The sequence below is a fragment of the Chitinophaga sp. genome, from assembly GCF_036569185.1.
Taxonomy (GTDB): Bacteria; Bacteroidota; Bacteroidia; order Chitinophagales; family Chitinophagaceae; genus Chitinophaga.
In genome coordinates this window covers 1-17,334 of the sequence record NZ_DATCRD010000316.1, presented here as the reverse complement: position 1 = coordinate 17,334, position 17,334 = coordinate 1, and the positions used below count along the sequence as shown (strand labels likewise).

General features: G+C 48.0%; 15 protein-coding genes. 7 read left to right on the top strand and 8 right to left on the bottom strand.

Annotated elements, in window-relative coordinates; all coding sequences use genetic code 11:
- Positions 1-28 precede the first annotated feature (28 nt).
- Positions 29-1,273: an SMC-Scp complex subunit ScpB gene (gene scpB / locus VIM72_RS24290; RefSeq protein WP_332005414.1), complete on the top strand. Its 1,245-nt coding sequence runs from the start codon at positions 29-31 to the stop codon at positions 1,271-1,273.
- Positions 1,274-1,352: 79 nt separating this feature from the next.
- Here scpB and VIM72_RS24285 read toward each other — a convergent pair whose 3' ends face one another.
- The 7 genes from VIM72_RS24285 to pheT all read right to left on the bottom strand — a co-directional run bounded on the left by VIM72_RS24285 (position 1,353) and on the right by pheT (position 8,513).
- Positions 1,353-2,177, bottom strand: a complete 825-nt coding sequence (locus VIM72_RS24285; protein WP_332005413.1) for a purine-nucleoside phosphorylase — start codon at positions 2,175-2,177, stop codon at positions 1,353-1,355.
- A 23-nt stretch (positions 2,178-2,200) separates the two neighbouring features.
- Entirely contained in the window at positions 2,201-2,989 is a 789-nt protein-coding gene (locus tag VIM72_RS24280) for an SDR family oxidoreductase (RefSeq protein WP_332005412.1), read from the bottom strand.
- A 10-nt stretch (positions 2,990-2,999) separates the two neighbouring features.
- Positions 3,000-3,614 carry a DUF1080 domain-containing protein gene (locus tag VIM72_RS24275; protein ID WP_332005411.1) on the bottom strand — a complete coding sequence of 205 codons (615 nt, stop codon included), beginning with the start codon at positions 3,612-3,614 and terminating at the stop codon, positions 3,000-3,002.
- 103 nt (positions 3,615-3,717) lie between these two features.
- A complete protein-coding gene (rny, locus tag VIM72_RS24270; RefSeq protein ID WP_332005410.1) occupies positions 3,718-5,286 on the bottom strand; it encodes a ribonuclease Y in 1,569 nt (522 codons plus the stop codon).
- Positions 5,287-5,457: 171 nt separating this feature from the next.
- Positions 5,458-5,751: a cell division protein ZapA gene (locus VIM72_RS24265; RefSeq protein WP_142683921.1), complete on the bottom strand. Its 294-nt coding sequence runs from the start codon at positions 5,749-5,751 to the stop codon at positions 5,458-5,460.
- A 16-nt stretch (positions 5,752-5,767) separates the two neighbouring features.
- On the bottom strand, positions 5,768-6,073 hold the full coding sequence (locus VIM72_RS24260) for a hypothetical protein (RefSeq protein ID WP_332005409.1): 306 nt from the start codon (positions 6,071-6,073) through the stop codon (positions 5,768-5,770).
- A gap of 10 nt (positions 6,074-6,083) precedes the next feature.
- Positions 6,084-8,513 (bottom strand): phenylalanine--tRNA ligase subunit beta, encoded by a 2,430-nt coding sequence (pheT, locus tag VIM72_RS24255; protein ID WP_332005408.1) that lies wholly within the window; start codon positions 8,511-8,513, stop codon positions 6,084-6,086.
- 472 nt (positions 8,514-8,985) lie between these two features.
- Between pheT and dnaB the strand changes: the two genes are divergently transcribed.
- The 3 genes from dnaB to VIM72_RS24240 all read left to right on the top strand — a co-directional run bounded on the left by dnaB (position 8,986) and on the right by VIM72_RS24240 (position 13,031).
- Positions 8,986-10,554 (top strand): replicative DNA helicase, encoded by a 1,569-nt coding sequence (gene dnaB / locus VIM72_RS24250; protein ID WP_332005407.1) that lies wholly within the window; start codon positions 8,986-8,988, stop codon positions 10,552-10,554.
- Positions 10,555-10,931: 377 nt separating this feature from the next.
- Positions 10,932-12,272, top strand: a complete 1,341-nt coding sequence (locus tag VIM72_RS24245; protein ID WP_332005406.1) for an MATE family efflux transporter — start codon at positions 10,932-10,934, stop codon at positions 12,270-12,272.
- Positions 12,273-12,329: 57 nt separating this feature from the next.
- A complete protein-coding gene (locus tag VIM72_RS24240; protein WP_332005404.1) occupies positions 12,330-13,031 on the top strand; it encodes a 16S rRNA (uracil(1498)-N(3))-methyltransferase in 702 nt (233 codons plus the stop codon).
- On the opposite strand, the gene VIM72_RS24235 is transcribed toward VIM72_RS24240, so the two are convergent.
- Positions 13,025-14,050, bottom strand: coding sequence for a quinone-dependent dihydroorotate dehydrogenase (locus VIM72_RS24235; RefSeq protein WP_332005403.1), 1,026 nt, complete (start codon positions 14,048-14,050; stop codon positions 13,025-13,027). The two genes, VIM72_RS24240 and VIM72_RS24235, sit on opposite strands and share 7 nt — an antisense overlap.
- 119 nt (positions 14,051-14,169) lie before the next feature.
- On the opposite strand from VIM72_RS24235, the gene VIM72_RS24230 reads away from it, so the two are divergent.
- The 3 genes from VIM72_RS24230 to VIM72_RS24220 form a co-directional block, all read left to right on the top strand.
- The gene (locus tag VIM72_RS24230) at positions 14,170-14,688 is read left to right on the top strand and encodes an RNA polymerase sigma-70 factor (protein ID WP_332005402.1); all 519 of its coding nucleotides are present in this window, start codon (positions 14,170-14,172) and stop codon (positions 14,686-14,688) included.
- A 98-nt stretch (positions 14,689-14,786) separates the two neighbouring features.
- Entirely contained in the window at positions 14,787-15,764 is a 978-nt protein-coding gene (locus VIM72_RS24225) for a FecR domain-containing protein (protein WP_332005401.1), read from the top strand.
- 50 nt (positions 15,765-15,814) lie between these two features.
- Positions 15,815-17,334, top strand: a 1,520-nt coding sequence (locus VIM72_RS24220) for a carboxypeptidase-like regulatory domain-containing protein (RefSeq protein ID WP_332005400.1), incomplete at its 3' end; no start/stop codon positions are given.

Sequence of the window (17,334 nt, the reverse complement as noted above, 5' to 3'; positions counted from 1 at the left end):
TTGTAAATCCACACCTCCTGTTTAACGTATGGAAATATCACAGATCATCCCGCACGTGGAAGCATTAATTTTCGCAGCCGACAGGCCGTTACCTTTGCTGGAAATAGTGGATCTGCTCAACAATGCGCTGGCTTTCCTGGAAGACCGCACCAACCTGGACCAGGTGGAAGCCGCTATGGAAGCCATCAGGGAGAAATACAGCTCTGAATTTTATGCTTTCGAAGTACGCAGCAGCGGGGGAGGCTACCAGTTCCTCACCAAAAAAGATTATTACCAGACAGTAGCCCAGCTCAACGGGGATAAGTTCCTGAAGCGCCTTTCTACTGCCGCCCTGGAAACCCTTGCTATTATTGCTTACCGGCAGCCGATTTCCAAAGGCGAAATTGAATATATCCGTGGTGTGAGCACCGATTATTCTATCCAGAAACTCCTGGAAAAAGAACTGATCGTGATCACCGGACGCAGTGAAGACCAACCCGGGAAGCCTTTACTATATGCTGTTTCCCGTTCCTTTATGGACTATTTCGGGATCAGCTCCGTGGCCGACCTGCCCAAGCTGAAAGAATTATTTGATGAGGAAATGGTACAACCTACACTCATCAATGATGAGACCGCCACCGTAGGACGGGAGGAACACGGCAACCATACCGCTGAAACCGCCCATTCCCTGATGGTATCGGAAGACGGGGAGCTTCTGGATCCAGACCACCAGCTGGACCAGCTCACCTCGCCCACCCCGAACACAGAAGAGGAACCACCCGCTTCCGAGGATGAAGAAGTGGAACCGGACGATGAAATTGTTCGCTTTGATGATATTATTGAAGAAGTGAATGAAGAATTTGGTGAGGACAGCGAAACCGGCCTGGCAGAAGCAGATGAGGCAGAGGCAGATGAGGAAGATGAAGACCCTTATGCCGTGAGAGATACAGCTTCCAGTGCCAATGATGAAGAAAGCGAAGACCCGGATGGTATTGTTGAAGATATCATCTCCGGAGAAGAAGAGAAAGAAGCAGAAGAACAGGAAGAAGAGGAACAGGAGGAAGACGAAAAAGGAGACAATGATGATAGTGATGAAGAGCCGGACAGCACCATGGAAGACGCCATTTTAGGAGAAAAGTTACTGGAAATAAGTGGTCCGGGTATAGAATATGACGATGATGAGGAAGAAGAAGAGGATGAAGATGACGACGAAGACGATGAGGACTATGACGATGATGATGAAGATGAGGACGACGAAGAAGATGATGAAAAAGACGAAAATTCCGGAAAATAAAAACAATTCCAGATAAAAATAGCGGCTCACAAGGCCGCTATTTTATTTAAAGAACCATTGTAATCAGCATAATCCTGGGTCAGGCAAAATCCGCTATGACCCGCGCGAAAAGCCCGCTCAGGAGTTTATCCGCTTTCCCCGCTACGGCAATAATTTCTTCTATGGAAACGGGGTGCAGGTTATCGGGATCGCATTCATCTGTTACCACCGAAACGGCTGCACAGGGCAGTTGCAACTGGTTAGCCACAATTACTTCCGGCACAGTGCTCATGCCTACCAGGTCTGCACCAATCATACGGAGAAAGCGGTATTCCGCCCTTGTTTCCAGGTTGGGGCCCATAACGGAAACGTATATTCCTTTTTTTAACGTGGCGTCTATTGAAGCGGCAGCGGTTTGCAGTTTGCTGCCCAGTTCAGGATTATATGGGCGGCTCATATCCGGGAAGCGGGGGCCGTATGCGGGTGCATTAAGGCCACGCAGGGGATTTTCGGGCTGCATATTAATATGGTCATCCAGCAGTACCAGGTCGCCTTTTTTGAAATCGGGGTTCATGCCGCCGGCAGCGTTGCTGAGCAGCAGCTGTTGGATGCCCATTGCTTTCATAACGCGTACCGGGAAGGTGATCTGCTGCATCGTATAACCTTCATAGTAATGAAAGCGGCCCTGCATGGCTATTACCGGGGTGTTGTGGATATGCCCCAGGATCAGGTGCCCTTTATGAGACTCCACGGTGGATTCCGGGAAATGCGGGATCTGCTGGTAAGGAATGGAATGCGCTATTTTTATATGATTTACCAATTCTCCGAGGCCGGTTCCCAACACTACGCCTATGCGCGGCTGTTCAAAGGAAAAGGATTGCAGATAGTTGGTAGCCGCAGCTATTTGTTGCAGTAACAGGTCCATACGTTTGTTGAATTTGCTGCAAATTAATTCCCTTTGCGCGCAATCAGGTAAAACAGTGGTGGAAAATATCGTTTAAACCATAGCAGGATTTTTTCTTCCCGGGCAATGAGCACTATCTTTTTTCGTGTATGCATGGCCTTTAGGATCTTCCGGGCGCAACGGTCTACGGGGATGCCGTTTGCCTGACCGGGGTCCATTTGGCCGTAGGGCTCGCCGTTGGCGGTAATGGCGGAGTAAGTGATAGGAGTGTGGATGCGTCCCGGGCAAACGATAGTGGTATATAATCCGGGGATGGGTTGTTCTGTTTGCAGTGTTTCGAAGTAGCCCTGTAAGGCATGTTTGGCGGCGTTGTAACCGGAGCGCCAGGGATAGCCCATTAATCCGGCCATACTGCTGATCACGATGATCTGCCCACTGCCTGTTTGCCTGAAATGTGGCAGCAGGGCTTTGGTGAGCATTACTGCGCCGAAGAAGTTCACTTCCATCAGCTGGCGGATAGCGGCTACGGAAGTGTCTATCAGTTTGGAGCGTTGCGTAACGCCGGCATTGTTGACAAGTACATCTATTTTCCCGAAAAGCTGCAGGGCGCGTTGGGCGCCTTCATTCACCTGCGATTCGCTGGTAACGTCCATCAGGAGTATTTCGCAGTGGGGCGTGTGTTGCAGGCATTGGTGGCGTACTGCTTCCAGGGCAGGCTGGTTCCGTGCGGCGAGTATCAGCCAGGCTTTTTCCTTTGCCAGCAAAAGCGCCAGCTCATGGCCTATACCCGAGCTGGCGCCTGTGATCAGTATTACTTTATCTGTAAAGTGCATTTAACCGGTGTTACGATTTTAAAGGCACCAGTCTGATGTTTTTCCATCTTACCTTGATACCGCCGCCGGAGTGGATCTGCAGGGCTATCTGGCCATTGGCTGCACCGATCTTTTCGTCTTTAAGTGTGATCATTTCGTGACCATTGAGCCAGGTGGTTACGTTATCGCCCTGTACGCGCACTTTCATGGTATTCCACTCGCCCATTTTCAGGTACTTTTCTTTTTCTTTATCAGGTTGAATGAGCCATCCGCGGCCATATGATTCGTAAATACCGCCGGTATGCATATCAGGAGGCGCTACTTCTGCCTGCCAGCCGGTGATTTTGGTGCCTTCCAGTGAAGAGTGGAAGAATACGCCGCTGTTGCCATTGGCTTCCTGTTTGAACTGAACGGTTAGCTCAAAATCCTTGTACTGGCCATCAGTAGCCAGGTAGCCGTATTCTTTATCCGGGCCGCTTTCGCATATCAGTTCGCCTTTTTCCACGTACCATTTCTCTGTACCGTATACTTTCCAGCCATCGAGATTTTTACCATTGAATAAAGTCTGTGCTTTTTGAGCAAATGCACTACCGGTTCCCAGTAACAGGGCGGCTCCAAGTAAACAATTGAAAAAGGTTTTTTTCATAACACTGCTAAAATTTAGTGATTGTTCTGTAAAAAAAAGTCCCCCGGGATAAACCGGAGGACTCCAATATAAGTTCAAATTCCTGAATTATTAAATCAGAAAACTATCTTGCTATATTCACTGCTCTTTTTTCACGGATCACAGTTACTTTAATCTGGCCAGGATACTGCATTTCTGTTTGTATCTTATTGGCGATTTCGAAAGACAGGCGATCTGCGTCTCCATCGGAAACTTTATCGCTTTCTACGATAATGCGCAGTTCCCTGCCGGCCTGGATAGCATAGGCTTTTTCCACACCATCGTGGGCAAGCGCCAGGTTTTCGAGGTCTTTGATACGCTGCAGGTAGCTCTGCATGATTTCGCGGCGTGCGCCCGGGCGTGCACCACTGATAGCATCACAGGCCTGAACGATGGGGGAAATCACGTACTGCATTTCCATTTCATCGTGGTGGGCGCCGATAGCGTTTACCACGGCAGCGTGCTCTCCATATTTCTCAGCGAGCTTGGCGCCGAGGAGGGCGTGGCTCAGTTCAGTTTCTTCATCAGGTACTTTACCGATATCGTGCAGTAATCCCGCACGTTTGGCCAATTTAGGGTTCAGGCCCAGTTCAGCTGCCATTACCGCGCAAAGGTTAGCGGTTTCTTTGGAGTGCATGAGCAGGTTCTGGCCATAGGAAGAGCGGAAGCGCATCTTACCTACCAGGCGTACCAGTTCTTTATGCAGGCCATGGATACCCAGTTCAATAACGGTTCTTTCACCGATATCCATTACCTGTTCTTCCAGTTGTTTCTTGGTTTTTTCCACTACTTCCTCGATACGTGCAGGATGGATACGTCCGTCCTGTACCAGGCGTTGCAGCGATAAGCGTGCAATTTCGCGGCGCAGCGGGTCAAAGGAAGATAATACGATGGCTTCAGGGGTATCATCCACGATCAGGTCCACACCGGTAGCCGCTTCGATGGCGCGGATGTTACGGCCTTCACGGCCAATGATCTGACCTTTGATCTCGTCGCTTTCCAGGGTAAATACAGTGATGGTATTTTCAATGGTTTGCTCTGCGGCAGTACGTTGAATGGATTGGATGATGATCTTTTTGGCCTCCTTGTTCGCTTTTAATTTAGCGTCTTCAATGATTTCCTGGATATGAGAGAGGGCCTGTGAGCGGGCTTCTTCTTTTAAACTCTCTACCAGTTGGTGCTTCGCTTCTTCTGCTGTTAAGCCGGCTACTTTTTCGAGGCGGCGGATATGTTCTTCCTGGTGTTTTTCCAGTTCAGTGCGTTTGATGGTTACCAGTTCCATCTGACGGTTCAGCGTTTCCTTGATAGCGTCGTTTTCGTTTAATTGCTTCTGGATTTGCTCGTTTTTCTGGTTTAATGCCTGTTCCTTCTGTTTGATACGGTTTTCCGATTCTCCCAGTTTCTGGTTACGCTGCAATACGTCTTTCTCGTATTCACTTTTTAGTTGCAGGTATTTTTCCTTGGCTTCCAGTAACCTGTCTTTCTTAAGATTCTCTGCACTGATCTGTGCATCTGCAATGATTTTTTTAGCCTGTTGCTCAGCTTCGTCTATTTTATGCTGCGTATTTTTGGCAAAAATCACCTTACCTAGCACAATCCCGATGATCAACGCCACTACTGCAGCTATTGTCGTGATAAGTGTAACATCATTCATATAAATTATTTATACTTGATTTATGTAGTATTCTCATACCCATATCGCTGCTAAAACACGACAGGGGCGAGAACTGACCCGCGAAAATACAAAAAAATAGCAGTTAAAGCGTCTTTGATACGTGATAATTAGCCAATTAGCTAATTCATTGTTAAGCAATGGGTAACGTGATCAACCCAATGCCTGGTTGATAATCTCTTCCAGCTTCTCCAGCTTCTCCTGCAAAAAAGGTGCAGTGCTTGCCTGGGCTTTACCGCCGCTGGTTACAGGATGTGTGGCGTACATGATAAGGGCCATAGCAATATAGTCCTGCAGGTCTTTCCCTGCATATGCAGTTTTAAAATCGACGATCTTCTCATTCACTTCTTTCATAATACGACGTACCTCCGCTTCTTCTTCCGGTTTGATCTTGATCCGGTAAGAGCGGTCGGCTACTATGATATTAACGGGAATGAGTTGCTCCATGATGTATGATTTTAGGTCAGCTGTTCAGCAAAGCAATACAGCGGTCAATTTCTTTAATGTAATCATTGATCTTGCCGCGGATCTCTTTTTTGAACGCTTCATCTTCTGCTATGGTGGTACCGCCCTGGGCAGTAGACGCAATTTTCATCAGTTGCAGTCTTTCTTCCAGTCCCTGTACCGCCTGTTGCTGCCGTTGCAGCTCCTGTTGCTGTATGCTTACTTCTTCTTTCAGCAATGCATTCTCAGCCTGCACCTGCTGGAGCTTTTTTACCAGCAGGTGCAATCTTTCTTCTACACGTTGAATGTATTGCTCCAGAACCATTTCAATTTACTTATTTTCTTATCTCCGCCTGTAACTGTGTTTCAAACGTTTTGATAAGTTTGTCCATTACACCATCAATTTCCTTATCTGTAAGTGTTTTCTGGGGATCCAGGAAAGTAAAGCTTACGGCGTAAGACTTCTTATTAGCCCCCAGTTTTTCACTCTCAAATACATCGAACAGGTTAACCTGTTGCAACAGGCCGGATTTTACACTGCGTGCCGCTGATTCTACTGCGGCAAACTTTACCTGCTTGTCGAGTACCAGCGCCAGGTCTCTCCGTACCGCCTGGAATTTCGGTATTTCCTTGTAAAAGTTATCACTTTTTTGCAAGAGTCCCAGTATTTTATCCCAGTTGAAGGTAGCATACCATACCGGCTGGCGGATGTCGAACTGCTTCAGTTTAGCTGTGGGCACGCCTCCCAGTGTAACCACCACCTGGTTTTTCACCTTGATATCCCACGACGGCTGCAGGCCCGGTTCAGTGCTTTCCGCCCAGGTGAACTGCTTATAGCCCAGTTGCTGCAGGATATTGATCACAAATCCTTTCAGGAAATAGAAGTCGACCGGACTGGATTTGTGCATCCAGGTTTCCGCTGTTTTTTTACCGGTGAGATATAATACCAGGTGATTATTTTCACCATAACCTTTTTCCAATACGCGGTAGGTTTTACCGAATTCGAAGAAAAGGAGGTCTTCGTTTTTGCGGTTCAGGTTATGGGCAACGCTTTCCAGGCCGGTTTCCAGCATGGAAGGGCGCATGATATCCAGTTCTACGGTAAGACTGTTCATCATTTTCACCGCATGTTCCAGTACTTCCGGCGTATAGTATTTACTATTGGTGATAGAGTTGGTGAATATTTCGTTGAACCCGTTGCCGGCAAGATAGTCGGCCACTTTCTCCTTTACCCTTTCTGCGTCCGGCTGGGCGGAGAGCGCGGGGGAGATGGCAATTTTAGACGGGATCTCAATATTATCAAGCCCGTCGATCCGCATTACTTCTTCCACCAGGTCGGCCGGCAGGCTGATATCCGGTTTACTGAAGGGTACGGCTACACGAAGGCCTTCCGCGGTTTCAGACAGGATGTCGAAGCCCAGGCTGCGCAGAATGTTTTTGATCTTGTTATCAGGATAGTTGCCACCGCTGAGTTTACGGATATAGCTATACGTAGTTTCCACCTGTGTTTTTACTTTTACAGAGGGGTACACATCGATGATGTCTGAAGCTGCTTTACCGCCACTGAGCTCGCAGATAAGATCAGCCGCGCGTTGCAGGGCGAATACCACGTTGGATATATCCACTCCTTTTTCAAAACGGGTGGCCGCATCGGTTCTTAACCCATGCCGGAAGGAGGTGGTACGGATCCCGCCGGCGCTGAAAAAGGCGCTTTCCAGGAAAATATTATGGGTGGTATCTGTTACGCCGGAGTGTAATCCGCCGAATACGCCCGCTATGCACATGCCTTCGCCGGCGCCGTTACAGATCATCAGGTCCGTAGCGTCCAGTTTTCTTTCTTTTTCATCCAGTGTAACAAAGGGAGTGCCTTGTGGCAGGTTTTTCACCACTACGGCGTTGCCTTTTATAGCAGCCGCATCGAAAGCATGCAGGGGCTGGCCGGTTTCATGCAGAATGAAATTGGTGATATCCACAATGTTGTTGATAGGGCGCACGCCGATGGCAGTGAGCCTGGCTTTCAGCCATTCCGGGGATGGGGCCACCTGTACGCCGGTGATGGAAATACCGCTGTACCGGGGGCAGGCATCTGTGTTTTCGATGGTAACGCTGATGGCTAAAGGCGTATCTGCTTTGGGCAGGGCTTTTATTTCCGGCAGCTTTACCTGGTATTTATGGGTTTGTTCTATATTATTAAGGAAAGCGCAAACGTCTTTTGCCACGCCGATGTGGCTCATGGCGTCCATGCGGTTAGGAGTGAGGCCTATTTCAAAGATGTGGTCCTGTGCGGGCTTAAACACTTCACTCGCGGGAGTACCCGGCTGCAGGGAGGCGTCGAGCACCAGGATGCCATCATGACTGCTACCCAGGCCTATTTCGTCTTCTGCGCAAATCATTCCCTGGCTTTCTTCTCCACGGATCTTTGCTTTTTTCATGGTAAGCGGTTCACCGCCCAGCGGGTAGATGGTGGCGCCAATGGGGGCTACCACTACTTTTTGCCCCGGGGCTACATTGGGAGCGCCGCAAACGATATGCAGGGGCTCTCCGTTGCCGGTGTTAACGGTGGTGAGTTTCAGCTTATCTGCATTGGGGTGTTTTTCTGCCGTCAGTACTTCGCCGATTACTAATCCAGCCAGACTTCCCTTTACTGCTTCAAATTTCTCCAGGCTTTCCACCTCCAGTCCAATCCTGGTTAAAATGGTAGATAGTTCCTCCGGTGTAGGCTTTACCGGTAAATATTCACATAGCCAGTTGTATGAAATCGTCATTTATCTGCTCGGTTTATATAAGTGGCGTAAAGTTAACAACTAGAATTGATTTTCGGGCTTTGCGGCTTATCCACTTTGATTCTTTGGGTTTAAAAATGCCTTAAAACCGCCATGGTGCTGTGTTTTTTCAATATGTGGAAAATCTTTTGCCACAATGTGTGTGAATAATCGGACCTTTGCATGGGAATTTTCTGTGTTTTGGTGGATAACCATAGTATTGTCAGTGGATAACTGACATTTTGCTTGTGGACAACCTGTGTATGAGGCTTAATAAATTTAGTAACGAAAGAGAGGGCATTAATCGGAAAAATGCGTTTACCTTAGTTTGCTCGGCTTGAAAAAGTTTACAATTTCTTAACGTAGCTATCGCCCCTATAGAATGCGGGAAAATGCAGATATCGATTGTAAAAACAACAGGAAAGGCCCATTGACAGTAACCTTTTATTAACTTTTTTTAATACACTAACCATAAATGGATCTCAATCTTAAGAAAGACCGCAATGTGCGCAGAAAGCCGTCCATTGATGTGTCATCCTTGGTGTATGGCAAGATACCACCACAGGCTAAAGAATTGGAAGAAGCTGTTTTGGGAGCCGTAATGCTGGAAAAAGGTGCATTCGACACCGTTATCGAGATATTGAAAGGAGAGTGTTTTTATGTAGAAGCACACCAAATTATTTTTAGTGCCATGACCCGCCTGGCGGGTAAGTCGATGCCGGTGGATATTCTCACCGTTACAGAAGAGCTGAAATCCATGGGCTTACTGGAACAGATCGGCGGACCATTTACCGTTATGAAGCTCACCAACATGGTGGTGTCTTCAGCAAATATTGAAGCGCATGCCCGTATCATCCTCCAGAAATTTATTCAAAGGGAACTGATCCGCATTTCAGGGGAAATCCTGACGGAGTCTTATGAAGACACGGCGGATGTGTTTGACCTGCTGGACAGCGCGGAATCAAAATTATTTGAAGTCACGAATAATCACCTCCGTAAAAACTACGATTCCATCGACCGTGTATTGGTGAACACCATGAAACGTATCGAGGACCTGCGGAATAAAGGTGATGATATTACCGGGGTGCCTTCCGGGTTCCCTTCACTGGATAAAGTGACCTATGGCTGGCAGTCGACGGATCTGATCATCATAGCAGCCCGTCCATCGGTAGGTAAAACCGCTTTTGCGCTGAACCTTGCGCGTAATGCGGCCCTTCACCCCCGCTTCCCGAAAGGGGCAGCGGTATTTTCTCTTGAAATGTCGTCCGGCCAGATTGTACAACGTATCCTCTCGGCCGAATCTGAAATAAAGCTGGAAAAGATTTCCCGTGGTAAGCTGGAGGAATATGAAATGAAGAAGCTGATGACCCATGGTATTGAACGCCTGGCAAAAGCGCCCATCTTCATTGACGATACTCCGGCTCTCAACATCTTTGAGCTGCGCGCCAAATGCCGCAGGCTGGTACACAACCACGGCGTAGGAGTTATCATCATCGACTATCTCCAGCTTATGAGCGGCAGCGGCGATGGTAAAGGTTCCAACCGTGAACAGGAAATCAGTAAAATTTCCCGCGATCTGAAAGGGCTGGCAAAAGAGTTACAGGTACCGGTAATCGCCCTCTCACAGCTGAGCCGTGATGTGGAAAAGCGTAAAGATGGTAATAAAATGCCCCAGCTGAGCGATCTCCGTGAATCGGGCGCCATTGAGCAGGATGCGGACATGGTAATGTTCCTTTACCGCCCTGAGTATTATGAAATCAACACCAATGAAATGGGCGAATCCAATAAAGGTGAAACCCACGTTCGTATAGCCAAGCACCGTAATGGTCAGCTGGATACCATCAAACTCAGGGCCGTACTGGAATACCAGCGTTTTGAAGATGATGGCAGCCTGGAAAACCCCAGTGGAGGCAGTCCATTCGCTGGTATCAGCCGTCCGCAGCAAGGCGGAGGCGGCAACGATGAAGCGAAGCTGTATATCCAGAAGGGCTCCAAAATGAATGACATGAACTTCGATGAAGGATTTGAAGATGCACCATTTTAGCGCATAAAAAAGATATTGCTAAAGGCCGGCATCGCGAAGATCGCCGGCCTTTTTTATACGCGCGAAGTTTGTCTGACTCAGGATTACGCTGATTATAATGATTACCTGGATTGGACTTTTGGGATTTTGGATGATTCGGGGAGATATGAGCGAATATTTGCCTGCTGATATCTTCCAAAATCTTTAAATCTTGTTTGAGTTTTTTGGATTTTGAAGAATTTTGAAAGATATGAGTAAAATATTTATCCGCTGATATCTCCCCGAATCATCCAAAATCCCAAAAGTCCAATCCAGGTAATCAGCATAATCATCTGAATCCTGAGTCAGACAAAATCCGCGACAAAATCCGCGACAAAATCCGCATAACAGAATAATCAATGAAACAGCTGTATTTAAAGTACAAGGGACATTACAAAGACAATTTCAGTTTAGCCTATCCCGTAGTTATTTCCCAGTTAGGGCACACGTTAGTAGCATTATCAGATAGTATTATCATTGGCCATACCGGGAAGGTACCGCTGGCGGCGGTATCTCTGGGGAATGGTTTGTTCTCCGTATTTATGGTGGCCGGTATCGGGATGTCGTATGGGCTTACTCCGCTGATTGCACAGGAAAACGGGCGTGGCAATAAAGGCGCTATCGGCCATTTATTGAGTCATAGCCTTATTATTAATATGGTAGTAGGAGTGTTGTTGTCGGCCGTGATTTACGTGGGCAGCGGCCATTTATCTTTCCTGCACCAGGAGGGCGATGTGGCGGACCAGGCAAGGCCCTTCCTGCGCTTCCTGGGCTTTTCGTTTATCCCGCTGATGCTGTTCCTTTCCTTCAAGCAGTTTGCAGAAGGACTGGGCTTTACCCGCCAGGCCATGAACATCAGTATTATCGGGAACGTGCTCAACATCCTGATAGGGATCACATTGGTGTATGGCTTGTTTGGTTTGCCCCGCCTGGGCGTGATCGGCGTGGGGATCGCTACTTTTACAGACCGCCTGGTGATGGGAATTACTATGGCTTTTTATGTGCTGCGTGCGCCCCGTTTTAAACCTTATCTGCAGTCGTTCGGATTTAAAAACCTGCAGGCGGCTGCTATTAAAAAGATCCTGGGCATCGGCACGCCGGTGGCCATGCAATACCTTTTCGAGGTAAGCGCCTTCAGTGGCGCCGCTGTAATGGTTGGCTGGATGGGCGCTGCGGAGCTGGCGGCTCACCAGATTGCTTTGAGTCTTGCTGCCATGACCTACATGATGGCCAGCGGTATTTCTGCAGCAGCCGGTATTAAAAGCGGTAATAACTTTGGGAAAAAGGACTTCAGGGAACTTCGCCTGTCGGCTATTGCCAGTTATCATATGGTGCTGTTGCTGATGGGGGCCGCTGCGCTGCTGTTTACATTTGGTAATCACCTGCTGCCTTCTTTCTATATCCAGGATCCGCAGGTAATCATGATCGCTTCCCGTTTGCTGATCATTGCCGCTTTCTTCCAGTTGTTTGATGGTATGCAGGTTGTGGGACTTGGTATCCTGCGCGGCCTGGGCGATGTGCGTATTCCTACTGTGATCACCCTGCTGGCGTATTGGGTACTGGGTATTCCCCTGGGTTACCTCCTGGGGGTTAAACTGGGGTATGGTGTGGAAGGTGTATGGTGGGCGCTGCTGCTGGGCTTACTGGTGGCTTCCCTGCTGCTGTTTGCACGGTTCCAGATCAAAACAAAGAAACTGTAACGCAGATATACATCTTCCTATATTATCTTCGCAGGTCAGGATAATTAAAACCATCGTATGTCAGTTTTTTACGCACCGGAAATACAGCTGGATGCCACAGCATATACTATGAACGAGGATACTTCCAAGTATTGTATCCAGGTGCTTCGTCATGAAAAGAATGACGAAGTGATGCTGGCAGATGGGCGCGGTCATAAATTTACCGCGGTGATTACCGATGATAACCGTAAGAAATGCGTAGTGAAAATACGCTCGTATGAAACGGTGCCTATGCCTGCCAGGGCATTGCGGATCGCTATTTCTTTCACAAAAAATGCTTCGCGTATAGAATGGTTCCTGGAAAAGGCCACGGAGATCGGTATCCAGACCATCATCCCGCTGCTGACCCAGCGTACCGAGAAAGAAAAGATAAAACCTGAACGGCTGCAGAATATCCTGGTATCGGCTATGCTGCAGTCGCAACAGTTTTATTTACCAGTGCTGCAGGAACCACAGGCGTTTGATAAACTGGTGAAAAATAATAAGGACCCGCAGCGGTTCATTGCACATTGCCTGCCGGAGCAGAAAACACCGTTGCAACAGGTGATGCAGCCGGGGAAAGATACCATTATACTGATCGGACCGGAGGGCGATTTTGCGCCGGAAGAGATAAAACTGGCACTGGAAGAGGGCTTTGTACCTGTATCACTGGGCGATACCCGCCTGCGTACAGAAACGGCGGGTATGGTAGCGGTAACGCTGATGAATGCCACTTACTGACGTAAGCCTGCACAGATCTTTTTCACAATGGTAGGGCCTTCGTAAATAAAGCCGGTGTATACCTGTACCAGTGCAGCGCCGGCGTCCAGTTTTTCCTGGGCGTCTTCCGCAGTGAAAATACCGCCCACTGCAATAATAGGAATACTGCCCTGGCTATGTGTATGAATATAGCGGATCACTTCTGTTGCTTTCTTTTTTACCGGCAGCCCGCTGAGCCCACCGGCGCCGATATCATTCACTTCAGCAGCAGGCGTTTTTAATCCGGCCCTGCTGATGGTGGTGTTGGTAGCTACAATGCCCGCCAGTTTTGTTTCCCTTACAATTTCAATGATATCATCGAGTTGTTCAGTAGTAAGATCCGGCGCTATTTTAAGTAAGATGGGTTTGGGTTTTATTTTCTGCGCGTTCAGTACCTGCAGGTGGTGCAGCAGTTGTTTCAACGGCTCTTTTTCCTGTAAGGCACGAAGGTTAGGCGTATTGGGAGAACTTACGTTCACCACAAAATAATCTACACCATCGTATAAGGCATGAAAACATTTTTCATAATCACTTACTGCTTCTTCATTGGGAGTCAGTTTATTTTTCCCGATGTTGCCGCCTACGATAATATTGGACTTTTTGCGTTGCAGTCTTTTTGCAGCGGCAACGGCCCCTTCATTGTTAAAGCCCATGCGGTTAATAAGGGCCTTGTCTTCCGGCAGGCGGAACAACCGTGGCTGCTCATTTCCCGGTTGGGGTAGCGGCGTTACAGTACCTATCTCCACAAAACCAAAGCCCAGGCAGGTAAGTTCATCGATATACTTTGCATCCTTGTCAAAACCAGCTGCCAATCCTACCGGGTTGGAAAATTTAAGCCCGAATACTTCGCGCTCCATGCCTTTGGTTTTAACGCCACAAAAGGCATTCAGGATATTTTTTCCCAGCGGTAACGAATAAACGGTCTTAATACCACGCATTACACTGTGGTGGATACTTTCCGGCGGATAGCGGAAGAGGAATTTTTTGATCAGGTTGTACATTGCGGGGACAAAGATAAGCATTACCCGGTTGGGAGCAAGAAGAGGGGGGAATTTTGTACATGCCGGGCCAGGACAAAAATTCGTGCAAGTAAAAATCCTTCCTATATTTGCCCTTCATCATGCTCGAGCTCCAGACATTTGAAGCATTATTCAAGGAAAACCATGCTCATTGCCTGGCCTTTGCCACCCACTACACCGGGGATTCCCATGTAGCGGAGGAGATAGTACAACAGGTATTCCTGCGCTTGTGGGAAAAAAGGGATACTATCACCATTACCGGGCCGGTAAAAGCATATTTGTTTTCTGCTATCCGTAATACCGCCATCAGCCAGTGGCGTAAGGATGTTGTGCGTTCTGAAAAGGAGAACGGGTATGGGAAGAGTAAAGACACCACTGTTGGCGCAGGAGAAGAAGTAAAAGAGCTGGAACGGCTGTACCGGCAGGCACTGGAAAGGTTGCCGGAGCGTTGCCGTGAGGTGTTTATCCTCAGCCGGCAGCAGCATATGAAATATGCAGAAATAGCGGAGGCAATGAATATTTCCGTAAAAACGGTGGAAAACCAGATGGGCAAAGCACTAAAGATCCTCCACGAGGAGCTGAAGGAGTACCTGCCATTGCTGACAGGTTTCCTGTTCTGAAAATATTTTCAGGCGCATAGGGGCATCGGTATTTCCCATGCGTCTTAATAATATATTACCGCCCGCAGGGCGACGACTGTAAAAACTTACAACAACAGATGACACCATCTTTTCCTAACGAGGCACTGCCCGATGAGGCGCTGTACACCTTGCTCTGCAAGTATCTGCTGGATGAAGCAGATGCGGAGGAGCGTGCGTGGGTAGAGGAATGGAAGGAAAGGGACCCTGGTAATATGGCCCTGCTGGTATCACTGGGTAAGGTACTGGATACAGCTGCTGCCAATGAAAAAACAGTGGCTGCAGATACTGGTTACGCCTGGTCGCAGCTCAGGGAAAAGATCGATGATAAGCCGGCGCTGATTGCCGTGAAATCCCGATCACGTTTTACCTGGCTGAAAGTGGCCGCTGTGTTGCTGGTGGTATTAGGCGCAGGATGGTGGTTCCTTACACGCAACCAGCCGGAGCAGGTATATGCCGGTCCTGTAAACACGGTGTTAAGTGATGGAAGCCAGGTGGAATTGTCCAACGGAGCGAAGCTGGCGCTTGCAAGAGGTTTCAGCAGCAGTAACCGGAAAGTAACACTTACCGGCGCCGCCAGTTTTGATGTACAGGGCAGCGCAGAAAACCCGTTTGTGATCGCCCTCGGGCGTAACGAAGTAAAGGTGCTGGGCACCCGGTTTATGATCAACTATGAACCTGGCGCCGCCACCCTGAAAGTGCATGTTAGCAGCGGAAAGGTAATGGTGATTAATCATGATAAGAAAGACAGCGTATTACTTACCGATGGTATGTTGCTGCAGAGTGACGATAACAGGCCTTCATTCCGTATCGCATCTCATGTAACAGATATGGGCAAAAGATCATTGTCTTTCCAGGATACGCCGCTGGAAGAAGTATTGCATACTATTACTGAAGTGTATGATATCAAAGTGGAAGTAATGGACACCGACTTGCTGAAACTCCCGGTACGGGCCAATTTCACGGATGAGTCGACAGAAGAGGTGATGAAATCGCTGGCACTTATGCTGAATGCTTCATATGAAAAAGTAAACGACCGTCAATACAAATTAAAATAGGTTTTAGTTGTCAGCTAAAGCTGTAGTCACACTTTCAATTTAGCTATATTATGTCGTTAGCCTTAAAACTGCTGACGGGAATATTGATATTAAGTTTTCCCCTCTCCGCTTTTGGGTGGGACTGGCAAACAAGAGTAACGGTAGTAGTAAAAGATCAGCCCATTGAGGCAGTATGTGGATTACTGGAAAAAGAATATGGTATTCATTTTTCATACAGCAGGGAACTTGTTAACCTGTCCCGGAAAGTTACCTTAACCATCCATCAGCAACGTCTAAAAAAAGTACTGGATGAACTGTTTGCCCCCGATGATATCCGGTTTGCCCGTGTAGGCGAACAGATAGTGCTGTCGCCTGCGCAACGCAGCAGCCGCACCATCAGCGGCTTTGTAAAAGATGCGGTAAGCGGCGAAAACCTGATCGGCGCCACGGTGTATTCGCCTGTGCTTAAACAGGGCACTACCGCCAACCAGTATGGGTTTTATAGTTTAACCACGGTAAAAGATACCAACAGCCTGGTGATTTCGTACATAGGCTATCAGCCTTTCGTACAAAAGGTGGCTGCAAAAGGCAACCAGATGATCAATATTCACCTGCAGCCGCTGGGTAGTTTAAAGGAAGTTGTGATCAGCGGAAAGGAAAATGTAAAGCTACAGGAACAAACCCAGATGAGCAAGGTAAACCTGAACACCTCTGAATTGCAGGCTATGCCGCGCTTACTCGGGGAAGTGGATGTGATGCGCACGCTGCAATCGCTGCCTGGTGTGAGTGGTGGTTCAGACGGCGCCGGTGGCCTGTATGTAAGGGGCGGTGGTCCTGATCAGAACCTGGTGCTGATAGATGGCTCCCCGGTATTTAATTTTTCACATTTCTTTGGAGTATACTCCCTGCTGAATGCCAACGTGGTAAAAACAACCGATCTGTATAAAGGCGCTTTCCCCGCGCGTTTCGGCGGCAGGATCTCCTCCGTGGTGGATATTGCCATGAAGGAAGGCGATATGAAAACATTTCACGGAGATGCTTCTATCGGACTGATTGCAGCCAAGTTCAATATAGAAGGGCCTATTGTAAAAGACAGAACCTCTTTCATGTTATCTGCCCGCCGCTCGTACCCCGATATTTTATTGAACGCCGCCATGAAAGCAGATAATACACTGGGCGATGGTGGCGATTTCCAGGCCTTCTTTTATGATATCAATGCAAAAGTGAATCATATCTTTTCTACCAAAGACCGCATATTTCTCAGCTTTTACCAGGGAGAAGATAACCTGTTACTGAAACAAACGGTTGATGATACATCATATGCCAGCAACCCATCGAAATATGTTGGCGAGAAAATGAAATTTTATGTGGGCTGGGGCAACACTATTGCGGCTATACGATGGAATCACATCTACGGGCCAAAACTGTTTTCCAATATCACGCTGAATTATTCACAGTATAAATTTTCCACGGAGTTTGAACATAAATATACGCTGGCAGCTTCCGGTGAAAAGTCGGATGTATACGGAAGATACGGTTCCCGTATGGCCAACAGCGGCGGGCGCATAGATTTTGATTACCGCCCTGATCC